At 52.3% G+C, this 18,472-nt stretch carries 16 protein-coding genes; 15 read left to right on the top strand and 1 reads right to left on the bottom strand.

Going from position 1 to position 18,472, the window contains the following annotated elements; translation table 11 throughout:
* Window positions 1–423: 423 nt before the first annotated feature.
* Window positions 424–2,007: a TerC family protein gene (locus D9742_RS09880; protein WP_130236991.1), complete on the bottom strand. Its 1,584-nt coding sequence runs from the start codon at window positions 2,005–2,007 to the stop codon at window positions 424–426.
* Between the two features lie 659 nt (window positions 2,008–2,666).
* Here D9742_RS09880 and wza point away from each other — a divergent pair.
* From wza to cpsG, 15 genes are all read left to right on the top strand, one after another.
* On the top strand, window positions 2,667–3,806 hold the full coding sequence (gene wza, locus D9742_RS09875) for a polysaccharide export protein Wza (protein WP_000978094.1): 1,140 nt from the start codon (window positions 2,667–2,669) through the stop codon (window positions 3,804–3,806).
* A 5-nt stretch (window positions 3,807–3,811) separates the two neighbouring features.
* The gene (gene wzb, locus D9742_RS09870; RefSeq protein ID WP_130236785.1) at window positions 3,812–4,255 is read left to right on the top strand and encodes a low molecular weight protein-tyrosine-phosphatase Wzb; all 444 of its coding nucleotides are present in this window, start codon (window positions 3,812–3,814) and stop codon (window positions 4,253–4,255) included.
* Between the two features lie 2 nt (window positions 4,256–4,257).
* Entirely contained in the window at window positions 4,258–6,420 is a 2,163-nt protein-coding gene (wzc, locus tag D9742_RS09865) for a tyrosine-protein kinase Wzc (protein WP_130236784.1), read from the top strand.
* Between the two features lie 92 nt (window positions 6,421–6,512).
* A complete protein-coding gene (gene wcaA / locus D9742_RS09860; RefSeq protein WP_130236783.1) occupies window positions 6,513–7,352 on the top strand; it encodes a colanic acid biosynthesis glycosyltransferase WcaA in 840 nt (279 codons plus the stop codon).
* A gap of 2 nt (window positions 7,353–7,354) precedes the next feature.
* Window positions 7,355–7,843 (top strand): colanic acid biosynthesis acetyltransferase WcaB, encoded by a 489-nt coding sequence (gene wcaB / locus D9742_RS09855; protein WP_130236782.1) that lies wholly within the window; start codon window positions 7,355–7,357, stop codon window positions 7,841–7,843.
* Window positions 7,840–9,057, top strand: coding sequence for a colanic acid biosynthesis glycosyltransferase WcaC (wcaC, locus tag D9742_RS09850; RefSeq protein ID WP_001023911.1), 1,218 nt, complete (start codon window positions 7,840–7,842; stop codon window positions 9,055–9,057). The genes wcaB and wcaC overlap by 4 nt, the downstream gene beginning before the upstream one ends.
* Window positions 9,032–10,252 carry a colanic acid polymerase WcaD gene (wcaD, locus tag D9742_RS09845; RefSeq protein WP_130236781.1) on the top strand — a complete coding sequence of 407 codons (1,221 nt, stop codon included), beginning with the start codon at window positions 9,032–9,034 and terminating at the stop codon, window positions 10,250–10,252. The genes wcaC and wcaD overlap by 26 nt, the downstream gene beginning before the upstream one ends.
* An 80-nt stretch (window positions 10,253–10,332) precedes the next feature.
* A complete protein-coding gene (wcaE, locus tag D9742_RS09840; protein ID WP_130236780.1) occupies window positions 10,333–11,079 on the top strand; it encodes a colanic acid biosynthesis glycosyltransferase WcaE in 747 nt (248 codons plus the stop codon).
* Between the two features lie 15 nt (window positions 11,080–11,094).
* Complete coding sequence (gene wcaF, locus D9742_RS09835; protein ID WP_021570876.1) at window positions 11,095–11,643, top strand: colanic acid biosynthesis acetyltransferase WcaF; 549 nt, start codon at window positions 11,095–11,097, stop codon at window positions 11,641–11,643.
* A 27-nt stretch (window positions 11,644–11,670) separates the two neighbouring features.
* Complete coding sequence (gene gmd, locus D9742_RS09830) at window positions 11,671–12,792, top strand: GDP-mannose 4,6-dehydratase (protein WP_000048190.1); 1,122 nt, start codon at window positions 11,671–11,673, stop codon at window positions 12,790–12,792.
* A 2-nt stretch (window positions 12,793–12,794) separates the two neighbouring features.
* The gene (fcl, locus tag D9742_RS09825; RefSeq protein WP_130236779.1) at window positions 12,795–13,760 is read left to right on the top strand and encodes a GDP-L-fucose synthase; all 966 of its coding nucleotides are present in this window, start codon (window positions 12,795–12,797) and stop codon (window positions 13,758–13,760) included.
* A 2-nt stretch (window positions 13,761–13,762) separates the two neighbouring features.
* Window positions 13,763–14,242: a GDP-mannose mannosyl hydrolase gene (gene gmm, locus D9742_RS09820; RefSeq protein ID WP_000479836.1), complete on the top strand. Its 480-nt coding sequence runs from the start codon at window positions 13,763–13,765 to the stop codon at window positions 14,240–14,242.
* Window positions 14,239–15,462, top strand: coding sequence for a colanic acid biosynthesis fucosyltransferase WcaI (wcaI, locus tag D9742_RS09815; RefSeq protein WP_130236778.1), 1,224 nt, complete (start codon window positions 14,239–14,241; stop codon window positions 15,460–15,462). The genes gmm and wcaI overlap by 4 nt, the downstream gene beginning before the upstream one ends.
* A 2-nt stretch (window positions 15,463–15,464) precedes the next feature.
* Window positions 15,465–16,901: a mannose-1-phosphate guanyltransferase gene (cpsB, locus tag D9742_RS09810; protein WP_000079263.1), complete on the top strand. Its 1,437-nt coding sequence runs from the start codon at window positions 15,465–15,467 to the stop codon at window positions 16,899–16,901.
* Between the two features lie 192 nt (window positions 16,902–17,093).
* Complete coding sequence (cpsG, locus tag D9742_RS09805) at window positions 17,094–18,464, top strand: colanic acid biosynthesis phosphomannomutase CpsG (RefSeq protein ID WP_130236777.1); 1,371 nt, start codon at window positions 17,094–17,096, stop codon at window positions 18,462–18,464.
* Window positions 18,465–18,472 lie beyond the last annotated feature (8 nt).

The raw sequence follows: 18,472 nt of genomic DNA, 5'->3' as shown, positions 1-18,472 counted from the left end.
GCGTAAAGCGTCGCATCAGGCAATCACGTAGGTTACTTTCACCAAAGATGAATCATCAGTAAAAGCAAGATATTTCAGCGAGGGGGTTGGTCCGGCTGTAAATCGCCGATTCGTTTCCTGTAGGCCGGGGCAGCCCACATGGATGTGGGCTGAGGGCGCGTCTTACAGGGATGTTACCTCGCGCCCGTACCCGATAGCCGAAAGGAATAAGATGAGGGGACCGCGCTAGCGGCGATTTACCGCCGGGAGCCCGGGTTGCCAGGGTGGTGGCGATTGAGCCACCCTGGCACGTTCACCGGCTTGGGCGTTCCAAAGTAGCGAGGAACATAAAGTGAACGGAACAGCTTCCAATGTCACATACTCTCCCGGTTGAATGAAACGCCTGATGAGACGCTTTACGCGTTTTATCAGGCCTACATGCCATCACACCTCGTACTCCATCTCGCCATCCTTACGCAGCGGTATGATCTGCACCTTCTGCACGCGATGGCTTTCCACCTGCAACGTTTTCAGCAAATAATCCCCCACCTGAACTTCTTCGCCAGGTTTTGGAATACGCTGCAAATATTCCATCAACAGCCCGGCAATGGTGTGATATTCACGTTTCTCGTCCAGCGGCAGCGGCACATATTGCACCAGATCTTCCAGCGGCATATGACCATTCGCCGTCCAGGAACCGTCCGTATTTTTCTGAATATCATGGCGGGCGTCGATCTCTTCCACTTCGTTCGGTAAGTTACCGGCAATGGTTTCAGTGACGTCACTTAATGTCACAATCCCTTCCACTGAACCAAACTCATCCACCACAAAAGCAAAGTGTGTGCGGGCATTACGGAACTGCTCCAGAGCAGGTAACAACGGTAAGGTTTCCGGGAACACCAGCGGCTGGCGAACCAGTACCCGCAGGTTGAGCGGTTCGCCACGCAGTGACTGTTGTAGCAGGTCGATAACGTGAACGACACCGAGCAAATCTTCCGCGTCGTCACCGTCAGTAACCACCAGTCGCGTGTGCTGATTTCGCTCCAGCAACTGCCGGATTTCTTCTTCCGGCGCGTTGAGATCGATATGCTCAATATCGTGGCGCGAGGTCATGATGCTGCTGACAGTGCGCTGGTTAAGATTAAGTACCCGCTCAATCATTCGTCGTTCCTGCGGATTAAAGATCTGCTGGTTACCATGATCCACCAGCATGGACGCGGTTTCGGCGTCCAGTTCCGCATCTTCTTTTTGCCCGCTAAGCAGGCGCATTACCGCTTCGGTAGTCCGCTGGCGCAGCGTCTGGTTAGCGGAAAGAAAACGTCGCCGGTTAAAGATAGCCAACTGATTGAGCGCCTCGATCATCACCGAGAAACCAATGGCAGCGTACAGGTAGCCTTTCGGAATGACGAAGCCGAAACCTTCCGCCACCAGGCTAAAGCCAATCATCAACAGGAAGCTTAAGCAGAGAATAACGATCGTCGGGTGACTGTTAACAAATTGCGTTAACGGCTTGCTTGCCATCAACATCAGGCTGATAGCGATAACAACGGCGGCCATCATGACCAGTAAATGGTCGACCATCCCGACGGCGGTAATCACCGAGTCGAGTGAGAAGATGGCGTCCAGTACCACAATTTGTGTCACCACCCCCCAGAACTTCGCACCTTTGCGTTGTGTGGGGTTATTGCTGTCTTTCCCCTCCAGACGTTCGTTCAACTCCATCGTGGCTTTGAACAACAGGAAGAAACCACCAAACAGCATGATTAAGTCGCGGGCGCTAAAGGTAAACGAGCGGAAGCTGAACAGCGGTTGCGTCAGGGTGACCAGCCAGGAGATAGACGCCAGCAATAACAGGCGCATTAACATCGCCAGCAACAGCCCGGTAACCCGTGCGCGGTCGCGCTGCTTCGGCGGTAGTTTTTCGGCGAGGATGGCAATAAAGACCAGGTTATCAATGCCGAGGACCAGTTCGATCACAATCAGCGTGATTAACCCGGCCCAGATAGACGGATCGGCAATCCATTCCATAGTAAGTACAAAACCTATTCGTTGTATGACAAATGTCACAATTCGATCATGGATAAATCAGGGCAAAAATGCAATGTCACAGCACTATTTATCTCACATTATTTGAGGATTATAACCTTACATTATCCCTGAATTAAAAGTGGCAATAATAAAATATTATTTAAGAAATATCGCATATGGAGGCGCTATATTAAATATTGTCAACCTAAAGAAACTCCTAAAAACCATATTGAATGACACTTAATATAATTCTTAAAAATAGCCAATTGCCGATTTGTTACCTTGCCTGCTATTCCGTTAGCTGTAACACTTCCTCCTGCATTATTGGAGAGCCAATATTTAAATACCATAATGCCACCTTATATCTGGAAAATTAATCTACGGAATAACGCTTTTTCATAAACGGTTGCATGATGAAAGAGTTATAAAATCTAAACTAAATCAGTGTATTGGTAGCTAAAAAGCCAGGGGCGGTAGCGTGTCTGGATGCCTGAAAGACCAGTCCGAATTATTCTGTCAATAGCCTGCGGATGAAATCAATTTTTTTAGGACTGATGCCAGTTAAATTTTTATTCAATTAACTGCAAGGTAAATGTGCATGGCGACATTGCTATTAATAGTGCACAGGATAATTACTCTGCCAAAGTGATAAATAAACAATGATGAAATCCAAAATGAAATTGATGCCATTATTGGTGTCAGTAACCTTGATAAGCGGTTGCACAGTACTTCCGGGCAGCAATATGTCGACGATGGGCAAAGACGTCATCAAACAGCAGGACGCTGATTTCGATCTCGACAAAATGGTGAATGTTTATCCGCTGACCCCGCGCCTGATTGACCAATTACGCCCACGCCCGAATGTAGCGCGCCCCAATATGACGCTGGAAAGCGAGATCGCGAATTACCAGTATCGCGTCGGGCCGGGGGACGTTCTTAATGTCACCGTCTGGGATCACCCGGAACTCACCACGCCAGCTGGTCAGTACCGCAGCTCCAGCGACACCGGCAACTGGGTACAGCCTGACGGCACTATGTTTTACCCGTATATCGGCAAGGTTCACGTAGTCGGGAAAACGCTCGCTGAAATCCGCAGTGATATTACCGGGCGCTTAGCGACGTACATCGCTGACCCGCAGGTGGACGTTAATATCGCCGCCTTCCGCTCACAAAAGGCCTATATCTCCGGTCAGGTGAATAAATCCGGTCAACAGGCGATCACCAACGTGCCACTGACTATTCTCGACGCCATCAACGCCGCAGGTGGCCTGACCGACACCGCTGACTGGCGCAACGTGGTACTAACACACAATGGTCGTGAAGAGCGCATTTCTTTGCAGGCGCTGATGCAAAACGGCGACCTCAACCAGAATCGACTGCTTTACCCCGGCGATATTCTCTACGTGCCGCGTAATGATGATCTGAAAGTGTTTGTGATGGGTGAAGTGAAGAAACAGAGCACCCTGAAAATGGACTTTAGCGGCATGACCCTGACCGAAGCCCTGGGCAATGCTGAAGGCATCGACATGACCACCTCCAACGCCAGCGGCATCTTTGTCATTCGTCCGCTGAAAGGCGAGGGCGGGCGTAACGGCAAGATTGCCAATATCTACCAGCTGGATATGTCCGATGCCACGTCGCTGGTGATGGCGACAGAATTCCGCCTGCAACCTTATGACGTGGTGTATGTCACCACCGCACCGGTTTCCCGCTGGAACCGTCTGATCAATCAGTTGCTGCCAACTATTAGCGGTGTCCGTTACATGACGGATACAGCCAGCGACATTCATAACTGGTAATCGTCATGTTTAACAACATCTTAGTTGTCTGTGTCGGCAATATTTGCCGTTCCCCGACGGCGGAACGCTTACTGCAACGTTATCACCCGGAGCTGAAAGTGGAGTCCGCTGGACTCGGCGCGCTGGTCGGTAAGGGCGCTGATCCTACCGCCATCAGCGTTGCCGCAGAGCATCAACTGTCTCTGGAAGGTCACTGTGCACGGCAACTCAGCCGCCGCCTGTGTCGCAACTATGACCTGATTTTGACCATGGAAAAGCGCCATATCGAACGCTTATGCGAGATGGCACCGGAGATGCGCGGCAAAGTGATGCTGTTTGGTCACTGGGATAACGAATGTGAAATCCCCGATCCGTATCGCAAAAGCCGGGAAACGTTTGCAGCGGTGTACACATTACTTGAACGGTCTGCCCGCCAGTGGGCGCAGGCATTGAACGCAGAGCAGGTATAAGAATGACAGAAAAAGTAAAACAACATGCCGCTCCGGTAACGGGCAGTGATGAAATCGATATTGGTCGCCTGGTCGGCACCGTCATTGAAGCGCGCTGGTGGGTGATTGGCATCACCACCGTATTCGCCCTCTGTGCCGTGGTTTACACCTTCTTCGCCACGCCGATTTATAGTGCCGACGCACTGGTACAAATCGAGCAAAGCAGCGGCAATTCGTTAGTGCAGGACATTGGTTCGGCATTAGCCAACAAACCGCCAGCATCGGATGCTGAGATCCAGTTGATTCGTTCGCGCCTGGTGCTTGGTAAAACGGTGGACGATCTCGACCTCGATATTGCGGTGAGCAAAAACACGTTCCCGATTTTCGGTGCGGGCTGGGATCGCCTGATGGGACGTCAGAACGAGACGGTGAAAGTGACCACCTTTAACCGCCCGAAAGAGATGGCGGATCAGGTGTTTACGCTTAATGTGCTGGACAACAAAAACTACACCCTGAGCAGCGACGGCGGCTTTAGCGCCCGTGGGCAAGCGGGCCAGATGCTGAAAAAAGAAGGCGTCACGCTGATGGTTGAAGCCATTCACGCCAGCCCGGGCAGTGAGTTTACCGTCACCAAATACTCCACGCTGGGGATGATCAACCAACTGCAAAACAGCCTGACGGTAACGGAGAACGGCAAAGACGCTGGCGTTTTGAGCCTGACTTATACCGGTGAAGATCGCGAACAGATCCGCGATATTCTTAACAGCATCGCCCGTAACTATCAGGAACAAAATATTGAGCGCAAATCGGCGGAAGCGTCGAAAAGCCTCGCCTTCCTCGCGCAACAGTTACCGGAAGTACGTAGCCGCCTGGATGTTGCCGAAAACAAACTGAATGCCTTCCGTCAGGATAAAGATTCTGTTGATCTGCCGCTGGAAGCAAAAGCGGTGCTCGATTCGATGGTGAACATCGACGCGCAGCTGAACGAACTGACCTTTAAAGAGGCGGAAATCTCCAAGCTGTTCACCAAAGTTCATCCGGCGTACCGCACGCTGCTGGAGAAACGTCAGGCGCTGGAAGACGAAAAAGCCAAACTTAACGGTCGCGTAACGGCGATGCCGAAAACCCAGCAGGAAATTGTGCGCCTGACCCGCGATGTCGAGTCTGGTCAGCAGGTCTATATGCAACTGCTTAATAAAGAGCAGGAGCTGAAAATCACCGAGGCCAGCACCGTCGGCGATGTGCGCATTGTTGACCCGGCAATCACCCAGCCTGGTGTGCTGAAACCGAAGAAAGGGTTGATTATCCTCGGCGCAATTATCCTCGGCCTGATGCTCTCTATCGTGGGTGTACTGCTGCGCTCGTTGTTTAATCGCGGCATCGAAAGCCCGCAAGTGCTGGAAGAACACGGAATCAGCGTCTATGCCAGCATCCCGCTGTCGGAGTGGCAGAAAGCGCGCGATAGCGTCAAAACCATCAAAGGGGTTAAACGCTATAAACAGAGTCAGCTACTGGCGGTGGGGAATCCAACCGACCTGGCGATTGAAGCCATCCGCAGTCTGCGTACCAGTCTGCACTTCGCGATGATGCAGGCGCACAACAATGTGTTGATGATGACAGGGGTTAGCCCGTCAATCGGTAAAACCTTTGTCTGCGCTAACCTGGCGGCGGTCATTAGCCAGACTAATAAACGCGTATTGTTGATCGACTGCGATATGCGCAAAGGCTACACCCACGAGCTGTTGGGCACCAATAACGTTAATGGCCTGTCGGAAATTTTGATTGGACAGGGCGATATTGCCGCCAGCGCCAAACCTACTTCGATTGCCAAATTTGACCTGATCCCGCGCGGTCAGGTACCGCCAAATCCTTCTGAACTGTTAATGAGCGAACGCTTTGCCGAACTGGTGAGCTGGGCGAGTAAAAACTACGACCTGGTGTTGATTGATACGCCGCCGATTCTGGCAGTGACCGATGCGGCAATTGTTGGTCGTCATGCCGGAACCACGTTGATGGTGGCGCGTTATGCGGTCAACACATTGAAAGAAGTGGAAACCAGTCTGAGCCGCTTTGAGCAAAACGGTATTCCGGTGAAAGGGGTGATTCTGAACTCCATCTTCCGCCGCGCCAGCGCGTATCAGGATTATGGCTATTACGAATACGAATATAAGTCGGATGCGAAATAACGACGCCTGCATTCGCACCGCCCCGTAGGCCGGATAAGGCGTTCACGCCGCATCCGGCAAGCAAACCAGCTCATAAGCCGGGAGAACAACCTATGATAGACAATCCGCTGATTTCAATCTATATGCCGACCTGGAACCGCCAACAACTGGCGATTCGGGCGATAAAATCGGTCCTGCGCCAGGACTACAGCAACTGGGAGATGATCATCGTGGATGATTGCTCCACCTCCTGGGAACAACTGCAACAGTACGTCACCGCCCTCAACGATCCGCGTATTACCTACATTCACAACGACATTAACAGCGGAGCGTGCGCGGTACGTAACCAGGCGATTATGCTGGCGCAAGGGGAATACATCACCGGGATCGATGATGATGATGAATGGACGCCCAACCGCCTGAGCGTCTTCCTCGCCCATAAACAGCAACTGGTCACACACGCCTTTTTGTACGCTAACGACTACGTTTGTCAGGGCGAAGTCTATTCCCAACCGGCAAGTTTGCCGCTGTATCCCAAATCGCCGTATTCACGCCGCCTGTTCTACAAACGCAATATCATTGGCAATCAGGTCTTTACCTGGGCATGGCGTTTCAAAGAGTGTTTGTTCGATACCGAACTGAAAGCGGCACAGGATTACGACATCTTCCTGCGGATGGTGGTGGAGTACGGCGAACCGTGGAAAGTGGAAGAGGCGACGCAGATCCTGCATATCAATCACGGTGAAATGCAGATCACCTCGTCACCGAAAAAATTCTCCGGATACTTCCACTTTTATCGCAAGCACAAAGACAAATTTGACCGCGCCAGCAAAAAATATCAGTTGTTTACCCTCTACCAGATCCGCAATAAACGCATGACCTGGCGCACCTTGTTGACGCTGCTGTCGGTGCGTAACGGCAAACGTCTGGCTGATGGTATTCGGGGGCGCTAAAGATGCTGGAAGATCTGCGTGCCAACAGCTGGAGTTTACGCCCGTGCGGCATGGTTCTTGCCTATCGCGTTGCTCATTTTTGTTCGGTGTGGCGCAAAAAGAACGTCCTCAACAATCTGTGGGCGGCCCCGCTGCTGGTGCTGTATCGCATTATCACCGAATGCTTTTTCGGTTATGAAATCCAGGCCGCCGCGACCATTGGCCGCCGTTTCACTATCCATCACGGTTACGCCGTAGTGATCAATAAAAACGTGGTTGCCGGGGATGATTTCACCATTCGCCACGGCGTCACTATCGGCAATCGGGGTGCCGATAACATGGCATGTCCACACATTGGCAACGGCGTCGAACTCGGTGCCAACGTCATTATTCTTGGTGATATCACGCTTGGTAACAACGTCACCGTGGGCGCGGGCAGCGTGGTGCTCGACTCTGTCCCGGACAACGCGCTGGTGGTGGGAGAAAAAGCGCGAGTGAAGGTAATTAAATGAATATTCTGCAATTTAATGTGCGACTGGCGGAAGGCGGGGCGGCAGGTGTGGCGTTAGATCTCCACCAGCGTGCGCTGCAACAGGGGCTGGCGTCACATTTTGTCTACGGCTACGGCAAAGGCGGCAAAGAGAGCGTCAGCCATCAGAACTATCCGCAGGTAATCAAACATACGCCGCGGATGACCGCAATGGCGAATATTGCCCTGTTTCGTCTGTTTAATCGCGATCTGTTTGGCAATTTCAATGAGTTATATCGCACCATTACTCGCACACCGGGTCCGGTGGTCCTGCATTTTCATGTGCTGCACAGCTACTGGCTAAATCTTAAGAGCGTGGTGCGCTTTTGCGAAAAGGTGAAAAACCACAAACCGGATGTCACTCTGGTCTGGACGCTGCACGACCACTGGAGCGTTACCGGGCGCTGCGCCTTTACTGACGGTTGTGAAGGCTGGAAAACGGGCTGCCAGAAATGCCCGACCTTAAATAACTATCCGCCGGTGAAGATTGATCGCGCGCACCAGCTGGTGGCGGGCAAACGCCAGTTATTCCGTGAGATGCTGGCGCTGGGCTGTCAGTTTATTTCCCCCAGCCAGCATGTGGCTGACGCTTTCAATAGCCTGTACGGTCCAGGGCGTTGCCGGATTATCAATAACGGTATTGATATGGCAACCGAGGCGATTCTGGCGGATTTGCCTCCGGTGCGCGAAACTCAGGGTAAGCCGAAAATCGCGGTGGTAGCGCATGACCTGCGTTACGACGGCAAAACTAACCAGCAACTGGTACGCGAGATGATGGCGCTGGGCGACAAAATCGAACTGCATACCTTTGGTAAGTTCTCGCCGTTCACCGCTGGCAACGTGGTTAATCACGGCTTTGAAACTGACAAGCGCAAGTTGATGAGCGCGCTCAATCAGATGGATGCGCTGGTATTCAGTTCTCGCGTCGATAACTACCCGCTGATTTTGTGTGAGGCGCTATCGATTGGTGTGCCGGTGATTGCCACCCATAGCGACGCGGCGCGGGAAGTGCTGCAAAAATCCGGCGGTAAAACCGTCAGCGAAGAAGACGTGCTGCAACTGGTGCAGTTAAGCAAACCGGAAATCGCGCAGGCGATATTTGGTACCACGCTGGCTGAGTTCAGCCAACGCAGCCGCGCCGCCTACAGTGGACAACAGATGCTGGAGGAGTATGTCAACTTCTATCAGAATCTGTAGCTACCTGCTGCTGCCGCTGATCTACCTGCTGGTTAACGTCAAAATCGCCCAGCTTGGCGAAAGTTTCCCCATCACCATCGTCACTTTTTTACCTGTCTTGTTACTGCTGTTTTTAGAGCGCATCAGCGTTAAAAAATTGATGATTGCCTTAGGGATTGGCGCGGGACTCACGGCGTTTAACTACCTGTTTGGTCAGTCGTTGGATGCCGGTAAATACGTCACTTCAACTATGCTGTTTGTCTATATTGTGATCATTATTGGCATGGTGTGGAGTATTCGTTTTAAAACAATTTCGCCACACAACCATCGCAAGATATTACGTCTCTTTTATCTGGTGGTCGGGCTGGTGGTGGCGCTGGCGGCGGTGGAGATGGCGCAAATTATCCTCACCGGTGGCAGCAGTATTATGGAGTCGATTTCGAAATATCTGATTTACAGCAACAGCTATGTGCTGAATTTCATTAAATTCGGCGGCAAGCGCACGACAGCACTTTATTTCGAACCGGCATTTTTCGCTCTGGCATTAATCTCAATTTGGCTCAGCATCAAACAGTTTGGTATCAAAACGCCTAAAACCGATGCTATGATTCTCGCAGGGATAATATTATCCGGATCGTTTTCAGGGGTTATGACCTTTATCCTGTTTTATTTGCTGGAGTGGGCATTTCAATATCTGAATAAAGAGGCGATTAAGAAAAAGTTACCGTTAGCATTGATTTCTCTGGCTGTATTCCTGGTTGGTGTGGTAATCGCGTTTCCTTATATTTCCACCCGTCTGGGCGATTTGGGTACAGAAGGATCGTCATCATATTATCGTATTGTCGGTCCACTAGTGATGGTCGGTTATTCTTTGACCCATATTGACGGTGTAGTCAGATTTGGCTCACTTTATGAATATGTCGCATCATTCGGAATATTTAACGGTGCGGATGTCGGAAAAACCATAGACAATGGTCTGTATCTGCTGATTATTTATTTTTCCTGGTTCGCAGTGTTTTTATCGCTGTGGTACATGGGGAAAGTGATAAAAATGATGATCAACGCTTTTGGTGATAACCGCAATTTTCGCGTGCAATTATATCTTTTCACTCCGGTATCGCTTTTTTTTACCGGTTCGATATTTAGCCCGGAATATGCATTTTTAATCGTCTGTCCGTTTATTTTGCGAAAAGCGTTAAATATACACCCTAAATAATTCGAGTTGCAGGAAGTTGGTGAGCGAGAAAAACCAACGCACATGCAGCTTGAAATATGACGGGGATAACGAGGTAAAACATGTTGCTTAGCATAATCACTGTCGCGTTTCGTAACCTCGAAGGGATAGTCAAAACACACGCCTCTCTGGCGCATCTGGCGCAGGCGGACGATATCAGCTTCGAATGGATTGTTGTCGATGGCGGTTCCAACGACGGCACCCGTGAGTATCTGGAAAATCTCAATGGTATCTATAATCTACGCTTTGTTAGCGAGCCAGATAACGGTATCTACGACGCCATGAACAAAGGCATTGCGATGGCACAAGGCAAGTTCGCGTTGTTTCTTAACTCGGGCGATATTTTTCATCAGGATGCCGCAAATTTTGTCCGTAGGTTAAAAGTGCAAAAAGATAACGTGATGATCACCGGCGATGCGCTACTGGATTTTGGCGACGGGCATAAAATTAAACGTAGCGCCAAACCGGGCTGGTATATTTATCACAGCCTGCCCGCCAGTCATCAGGCGATATTTTTCCCGGTATCCGGCTTGAAGAAATGGCGTTATGACCTGGAATATAAAGTTTCTTCCGACTACGCGCTGGCAGCCAAAATGTATAAAGCCGGTTATGCATTTAAAAAACTCAATGGTCTGGTGTCTGAATTTTCTATGGGTGGGGTATCAACCACCAATAATATGGAATTGTGTGCTGACGCGAAAAAAGTCCAACGGCAAATATTACATGTGCCTGGCTTCTGGGCAGAATTATCCTGGCATTTACGCCAGCGTACTACCTCAAAGACGAAAGCCTTATATAACAAAAGCTGAATATAAGGGAAAACGATGCAGGATTTAAGTGGGTTCTCGGTGCCGAAAGGGTTCCGGGGCAGCAATGCTATTAAAGTGCAATTATGGTGGGCGGTACAGGCAACAATATTTGCCTGGTCGCCACAAGTATTGTATCGCTGGCGGGCTTTTTTATTACGTTTATTCGGCGCAAAAATAGGAAAAAACGTAGTTATTCGTCCGTCAGTAAAAATTACCTATCCGTGGAAATTAACCTTAGGTGATTACGCGTGGGTCGGCGATGACGTCAATTTATATACCCTCGGTGAAATAACCATTGGCGCACATTCGGTGATATCGCAAAAAAGTTATTTATGCACCGGTAGCCACGACCATGCAAGTCAACATTTCACCATTAACGCCACGCCTATTGTGATTGGCGAGAAATGCTGGCTGGCAACCGATGTCTTTGTTGCCCCAGGCGTCACGATCGGCGACGGCACCGTCGTGGGTGCGCGAAGCAGTGTTTTTAAATCGCTTCCGGCAAATGTGGTTTGCCGGGGGAATCCCGCAGTGGTGATACGCAAACGCGTTGAAACTGAATAAATTCAAAAAAATACAGAGGAATAAGACATGTCAAAAGTCGCTCTCATCACCGGTGTAACCGGACAAGACGGTTCTTACCTGGCAGAGTTTCTGCTGGAAAAAGGTTACGAGGTGCATGGTATTAAGCGTCGCGCATCGTCATTCAACACCGAGCGCGTGGATCACATTTATCAGGATCCGCACACCTGCAACCCGAAATTCCATCTGCATTATGGCGACCTGAGTGATACCTCCAACCTGACGCGCATTTTGCGTGAAGTACAGCCGGATGAAGTTTACAACCTGGGCGCAATGAGCCACGTTGCGGTTTCTTTTGAGTCACCGGAATATACCGCTGACGTCGACGCGATGGGTACGCTGCGCCTGCTGGAGGCGATCCGCTTCCTCGGTCTGGAAAAGAAAACCCGTTTCTATCAGGCTTCCACCTCTGAACTGTATGGTCTGGTGCAGGAAATTCCGCAGAAAGAAACCACGCCGTTCTACCCACGCTCTCCGTATGCGGTCGCCAAACTGTATGCCTACTGGATCACCGTTAACTACCGCGAATCCTACGGCATGTACGCCTGTAACGGTATTCTCTTCAACCATGAATCCCCGCGCCGCGGCGAAACCTTCGTTACCCGCAAAATCACCCGCGCAATCGCCAACATCGCCCAGGGGCTGGAGTCGTGCCTGTACCTCGGCAATATGGATTCCCTGCGTGACTGGGGCCATGCCAAAGACTACGTAAAAATGCAGTGGATGATGCTGCAACAGGAACAGCCAGAAGATTTCGTTATCGCGACCGGCGTTCAGTACTCCGTACGTCAGTTCGTGGAAATGGCGGCAGCACAGCTGGGCATCAAACTGCGCTTTGAAGGCACGGGCGTTGAAGAGAAGGGCATTGTGGTTTCCGTCACCGGGCATGACGCGCCGGGCGTTAAACCGGGTGATGTGATTATTGCTGTTGACCCGCGTTACTTCCGTCCGGCTGAAGTTGAAACGCTGCTCGGCGACCCGACCAAAGCGCACGAAAAACTGGGCTGGAAACCGGAAATCACCCTCAGAGAGATGGTGTCTGAAATGGTGGCTAATGACCTCGAAGCGGCGAAAAAACACTCTCTGCTGAAATCTCACGGCTACGACGTGGCGATCGCGCTGGAGTCATAAGCATGAGTAGACAACGCATTTTTATCGCTGGCCATCGCGGGATGGTCGGTTCTGCCATCAGGCGGCAGCTCGAACAGCGTGGTGATGTGGAACTGGTATTACGCACCCGCGACGAGCTGAACCTGCTGGACAGCCGCGCCGTGCATGATTTCTTTGCCAGCGAACGTATTGACCAGGTCTATCTGGCGGCGGCGAAAGTGGGCGGCATTGTTGCCAACAACACGTATCCGGCGGATTTCATCTATCAGAACATGATGATTGAGAGCAACATCATTCACGCCGCGCATCAGAACGACGTGAACAAACTGCTGTTTCTCGGATCGTCCTGTATCTACCCGAAACTGGCAAAACAGCCGATGGCAGAAAGCGAGTTATTGCAGGGCACGCTGGAGCCGACCAACGAGCCTTACGCCATTGCCAAAATCGCCGGGATCAAACTGTGCGAATCTTACAACCGCCAGTACGGACGCGATTACCGCTCAGTCATGCCGACCAACCTGTACGGGCCACACGACAACTTCCACCCGAGTAATTCGCATGTGATCCCTGCATTGCTGCGTCGCTTCCACGAGGCGACGGCACAGAATGCACCGGACGTGGTGGTATGGGGCAGCGGTACACCGATGCGTGAATTCCTGCACGTCGATGATATGGCGGCGGCGAGCATTCATGTCATGGAGCTGGCGCACGAAGTCTGGCTGGAGAACACCCAGCCGATGCTGTCGCACATTAACGTCGGTACGGGCATTGACTGCACTATCCGCGAGCTGGCGCAAACCATCGCCAAAGTGGTGGGTTACAAAGGTCGGGTGGTTTTTGATGCCAGTAAACCGGATGGTACGCCGCGCAAACTGCTGGATGTGACGCGCCTGCATCAGCTTGGCTGGTATCACGAAATCTCACTGGAAGCGGGGCTTGCCAGCACTTACCAGTGGTTCCTTGAGAATCAAGACCGCTTTCGGGGGTAATGATGTTTTTACGTCAGGAAGACTTTGCCACGGTAGTGCGCTCCACTCCGCTTGTCTCTCTCGACTTTATTGTCGAGAACAGTCGCGGCGAGTTTCTGCTTGGCAAAAGAACCAACCGCCCGGCGCAGGGTTACTGGTTTGTGCCGGGAGGGCGCGTGCAGAAAGACGAAACGCTGGAAGCCGCATTTGAGCGGCTGACGATGGCGGAACTGGGGCTGCGTCTGCCGATAACAGCAGGCCAGTTTTACGGTGTCTGGCAGCACTTTTATGACGATAACTTCTCCGGCACGGATTTCACCACTCACTATGTGGTGCTCGGTTTTCGCTTCAGAGTCGCGGAAGAAGAGCTGTTACTGCCGGATGAGCAGCATGACGATTACCGCTGGCTGACGCCGGACGCGCTGCTCGCCAGTGACAATGTTCACGCTAACAGCCGCGCCTATTTTCTCGCTGAGAAGCGTGCCGGGGTACCCGGATTATGAAAATACTGGTCTACGGCATTAACTACTCGCCGGAGTTAACCGGCATCGGCAAATACACTGGCGAGATGGTGGAATGGCTGGTGGCACAAGGTCATGAGGTGCGGGTCATTACCGCACCGCCTTACTACCCGCAGTGGCAGGTGGGCGAGAACTATTCCGCATGGTGGTACAAACGAGAAGAAGGGGCCGCCACGGTATGGCGCTGCCCGCTGTACGTGCCAAAACAGCCGAGCACCCTGAAACGCTTGTTGCATCTCGGCAGTTTTGCCGTCAGCAGTTTCTTTCCCCTGATGGCGCAACGTCGCTGGAAGCCGGATCGCATTATCGGCGTGGTGCCAACGCTGTTTTGCACGCCGGGAATGCGCCTGCTGGCGAAACTCTCTGGTGCGCGTACCGTGCTGCATATTCAGGATTACGAAGTGGACGCCATGCTGGGGCTGGGCCTTGCCGGAAAAGGCAAAGGCGGCAAAGTGGCACAGCTGGCAACGGCGTTCGAACGTAGCGGACTGCATAACGTCGATAACGTCTCCACGATTTCGCGCTCGATGATGAATAAAGCCATCGAAAAAGGCGTGGCGGCGGAAAGCGTCATCTTCTTCCCCAACTGGTCGGAAATTGCCCGTTTTCAGCATGTCGCAGAGGCCGATGTTGATGCTCTTCGTAACCAGCTTGGCCTGCCGGATAACAAAAAAATCATTCTTTACTCCGGCAATATTGGTGAAAAGCAGGGGCTGGAAAACGTTATTGAAGCTGCCGATCTCCTGCGCGATGAACCGCTGATTTTTGCCATTGTCGGGCAGGGCGGCGGCAAAGCGCGGCTGGAAAAAATGGCGCAGCAGCGTGGACTGCACAACATGCAATTCTTCCCGCTGCAATCGTATGACGCTTTACCCGCACTGCTGAAGATGGGCGATTGCCATCTGGTGGTGCAAAAACGCGGCGCGGCAGATGCCGTATTGCCGTCGAAATTGACCAATATTCTGGCGGTAGGCGGTAACGCGGTGATTACCGCAGAGGCCCACACAGAACTGGGGCAGCTTTGCGAAACCTTTCCGGGCATTGCGGTTTGCGTAGAACCGGAATCGGTCGAGGCGCTGGTGGCGGGGATTCGTCAGGCGCTCCTGCTGCCCAAACACAACACGGTGGCACGTGAATATGCCGAACGCACGCTCGATAAAGAGAACGTGTTACGTCAATTTATAAATGATATTCGGGGATAATTATGGCGCAGTCGAAACTCTATCCAGTCGTGATGGCAGGTGGCTCCGGTAGCCGCTTATGGCCGCTTTCCCGCGTACTTTACCCCAAGCAGTTTTTATGCCTGAAAGGCGATCTCACCATGCTGCAAACCACCATCTGTCGCCTGAACGGCGTGGAGTGCGAAAGCCCGGTGGTGATTTGCAATGAGCAGCACCGCTTTATTGTTGCGGAACAACTGCGTCAACTGAACAAACTCACTGAGAACATTATTCTCGAACCGGCAGGGCGTAACACAGCACCGGCCATTGCGCTGGCGGCGCTGGCGGCAAAACGTCATAGCCCGGAGAACGACCCATTAATGCTGGTGCTGGCGGCGGATCATGTGATTGCCGATGAAGACGCATTCCGCGCCGCCGTGCGTAATGCCATGCCGTATGCCGAAGCGGGCAAGCTGGTGACCTTCGGCATTGTGCCGGATCTACCTGAAACCGGATATGGCTATATTCGTCGCGGTGAAGTGTCGGCGGGTGAGCAGGATACGGTGGCCTTTGAAGTGGCGCAGTTTGTCGAAAAACCAAATCTGGAAACCGCGCAGGCCTATGTGGCAAGCGGCGAATATTACTGGAACAGCGGTATGTTCCTGTTCCGTGCCGGACGCTATCTCGAAGAACTGAAAAAATATCGCCCGGATATTCTCGATGCCTGTGAAAAAGCGATGAGCGCCGTCGATCCGGATCTCGATTTTATTCGCGTGGATGAAGAAGCGTTTCTGGCCTGCCCGGAAGAGTCGGTGGATTACGCGGTCATGGAACGTACGGCAGATGCTGTTGTGGTGCCGATGGATGCGGGCTGGAGCGATGTCGGTTCCTGGTCTTCATTATGGGAGATCAGCGCCCACACCGCCGAGGGCAACGTTTGCCACGGTGACGTGATTAATCACAAAACCGAAAACAGCTACGTGTACGCCGAATCTGGTCTGGTCACCACCGTCGGGGTGAAAGATTTGGTGGTAGTGCAGACCAAAGATGCAGTGCTGATTGCCGACCGCAATGCGGTGCAGGATGTGAAAAAAGTGGTCGAGCAGATCAAAGCCGATGGTCGCCATGAGCATCGGGTGCATCGCGAAGTGTATCGTCCGTGGGGCAAATATGACTCAATCGACGCAGGCGACCGCTACCAGGTGAAACGCATCACCGTGAAACCGGGCGAAGGCTTGTCGGTACAGATGCATCATCACCGCGCGGAACACTGGGTAGTGGTCGCGGGAACGGCAAAAGTCACTATTGACGGTGATATCAAACTGCTTGGTGAAAACGAGTCCATTTATATTCCGCTGGGGGCGACGCACTGCCTGGAAAACCCGGGGAAAATTCCGCTCGATTTAATTGAAGTGCGCTCCGGCTCTTATCTCGAAGAGGATGATGTGGTGCGTTTCGCGGATCGCTACGGACGGGTGTAAACGTCGCATCAGGCGCTGTTTGTCGGATGCGGCGTGAACGCCTTATCCGACCTACGGTTTGGTTTTGTAGGCCTGATAAGACGCGGCAGCGTCGCATCAGGCAATGAATGCCGAACCGCGATGTAAATAACGACAAAAACAAAATTGGCCGCTTCGGTCAGGGCCGACTATTGCCTGAAAAAGGGTAACGACATGAAAAAATTAACCTGCTTTAAAGCCTATGATATTCGTGGAAAATTAGGCGAAGAACTGAATGAAGATATTGCCTGGCGCATTGGTCGCGCCTATGGCGAATTTCTTAAACCGAAAACCATTGTGTTAGGCGGTGATATCCGCCTCACCAGTGAAACCTTAAAACTGGCGCTGGCAAAAGGTTTACAGGATGCGGGCGTCGACGTGCTGGATATTGGCATGTCCGGCACCGAAGAGATCTATTTCGCCACGTTCCATCTCGGCGTGGATGGCGGCATCGAAGTTACCGCCAGCCATAATCCGATGGATTACAATGGCATGAAGCTGGTGCGCGAGGGGGCTCGCCCGATCAGCGGTGATACCGGACTGCGCGACGTCCAGCGTCTGGCAGAAGCCAACGACTTTCCTCCCGTTGATGAAACCAAACGCGGTCGCTATCAGCAAATTACCCTGCGTGACGCTTACGTTGATCACCTGTTCGGTTATATCAACGTCAAAAGCCTCACGCCGCTCAAGCTGGTGATTAACTCCGGGAATGGCGCAGCGGGTCCGGTAGTTGACGCCATCGAAGCCCGCTTTAAAGCCCTCGGCGCACCCGTGGAATTGATCAAAGTGCACAACACGCCCGACGGCAATTTCCCCAACGGTATTCCTAACCCGCTGCTGCCGGAATGTCGCGACGACACCCGCAATGCGGTCATTAAACACGGCGCGGATATGGGCATTGCTTTTGATGGCGATTTTGACCGCTGTTTCCTGTTTGACGAAAAAGGGCAGTTTATCGAGGGCTACTACATTGTCGGCCTGCTGGCAGAAGCGTTCCTCGAAAAAAATCCCGGCGCGAAGATCATCCACGATCCACGTCTCTCCTGGAACACCGTTGATGTGGTGACTGCCGCAGGCGGCACCCCGGTAATGTCGAAAACCGGACACGCCTTTATTAAAGAACGGATGCGCAAGGAAGACGCCATCTACGGTGGCGAAATGAGCGCCCACCATTACTTCCGTGATTTTGCTTACTGCGACAGCGGCATGATCCCGTGGCTGCTGGTCGCCGAACTGGTGTGCCTGAAAGGAAAAACGCTGGGCGAACTGGTGCGCGACCGGATGGCGGCATTCCCGGCAAGCGGTGAGATCAACAGCAAACTGGCGCAACCCGTTGAGGCGATTAACCGCGTGGAACAGCATTTTAGCCGTGAGGCGCTGGCGGTGGATCGCACCGATGGCATCAGCATGACCTTTGCCGACTGGCGCTTTAATCTGCGCTCCTCCAACACCGAACCGGTGGTGCGGTTGAATGTGGAATCGCGCGGTGATGTACCGCTGATGGAAGCGCGAACGCGAACTCTGCTGACGTTGCTGAACGAGTAATGTCGGAT

Source organism: Escherichia sp. E1V33 (assembly GCF_004211955.1).
Lineage (GTDB): Bacteria > Pseudomonadota > Gammaproteobacteria > Enterobacterales > Enterobacteriaceae > Escherichia.
Note: the sequence above shows the minus strand (reverse complement) of the source record. Positions and strands in the feature narration are given on the sequence as shown.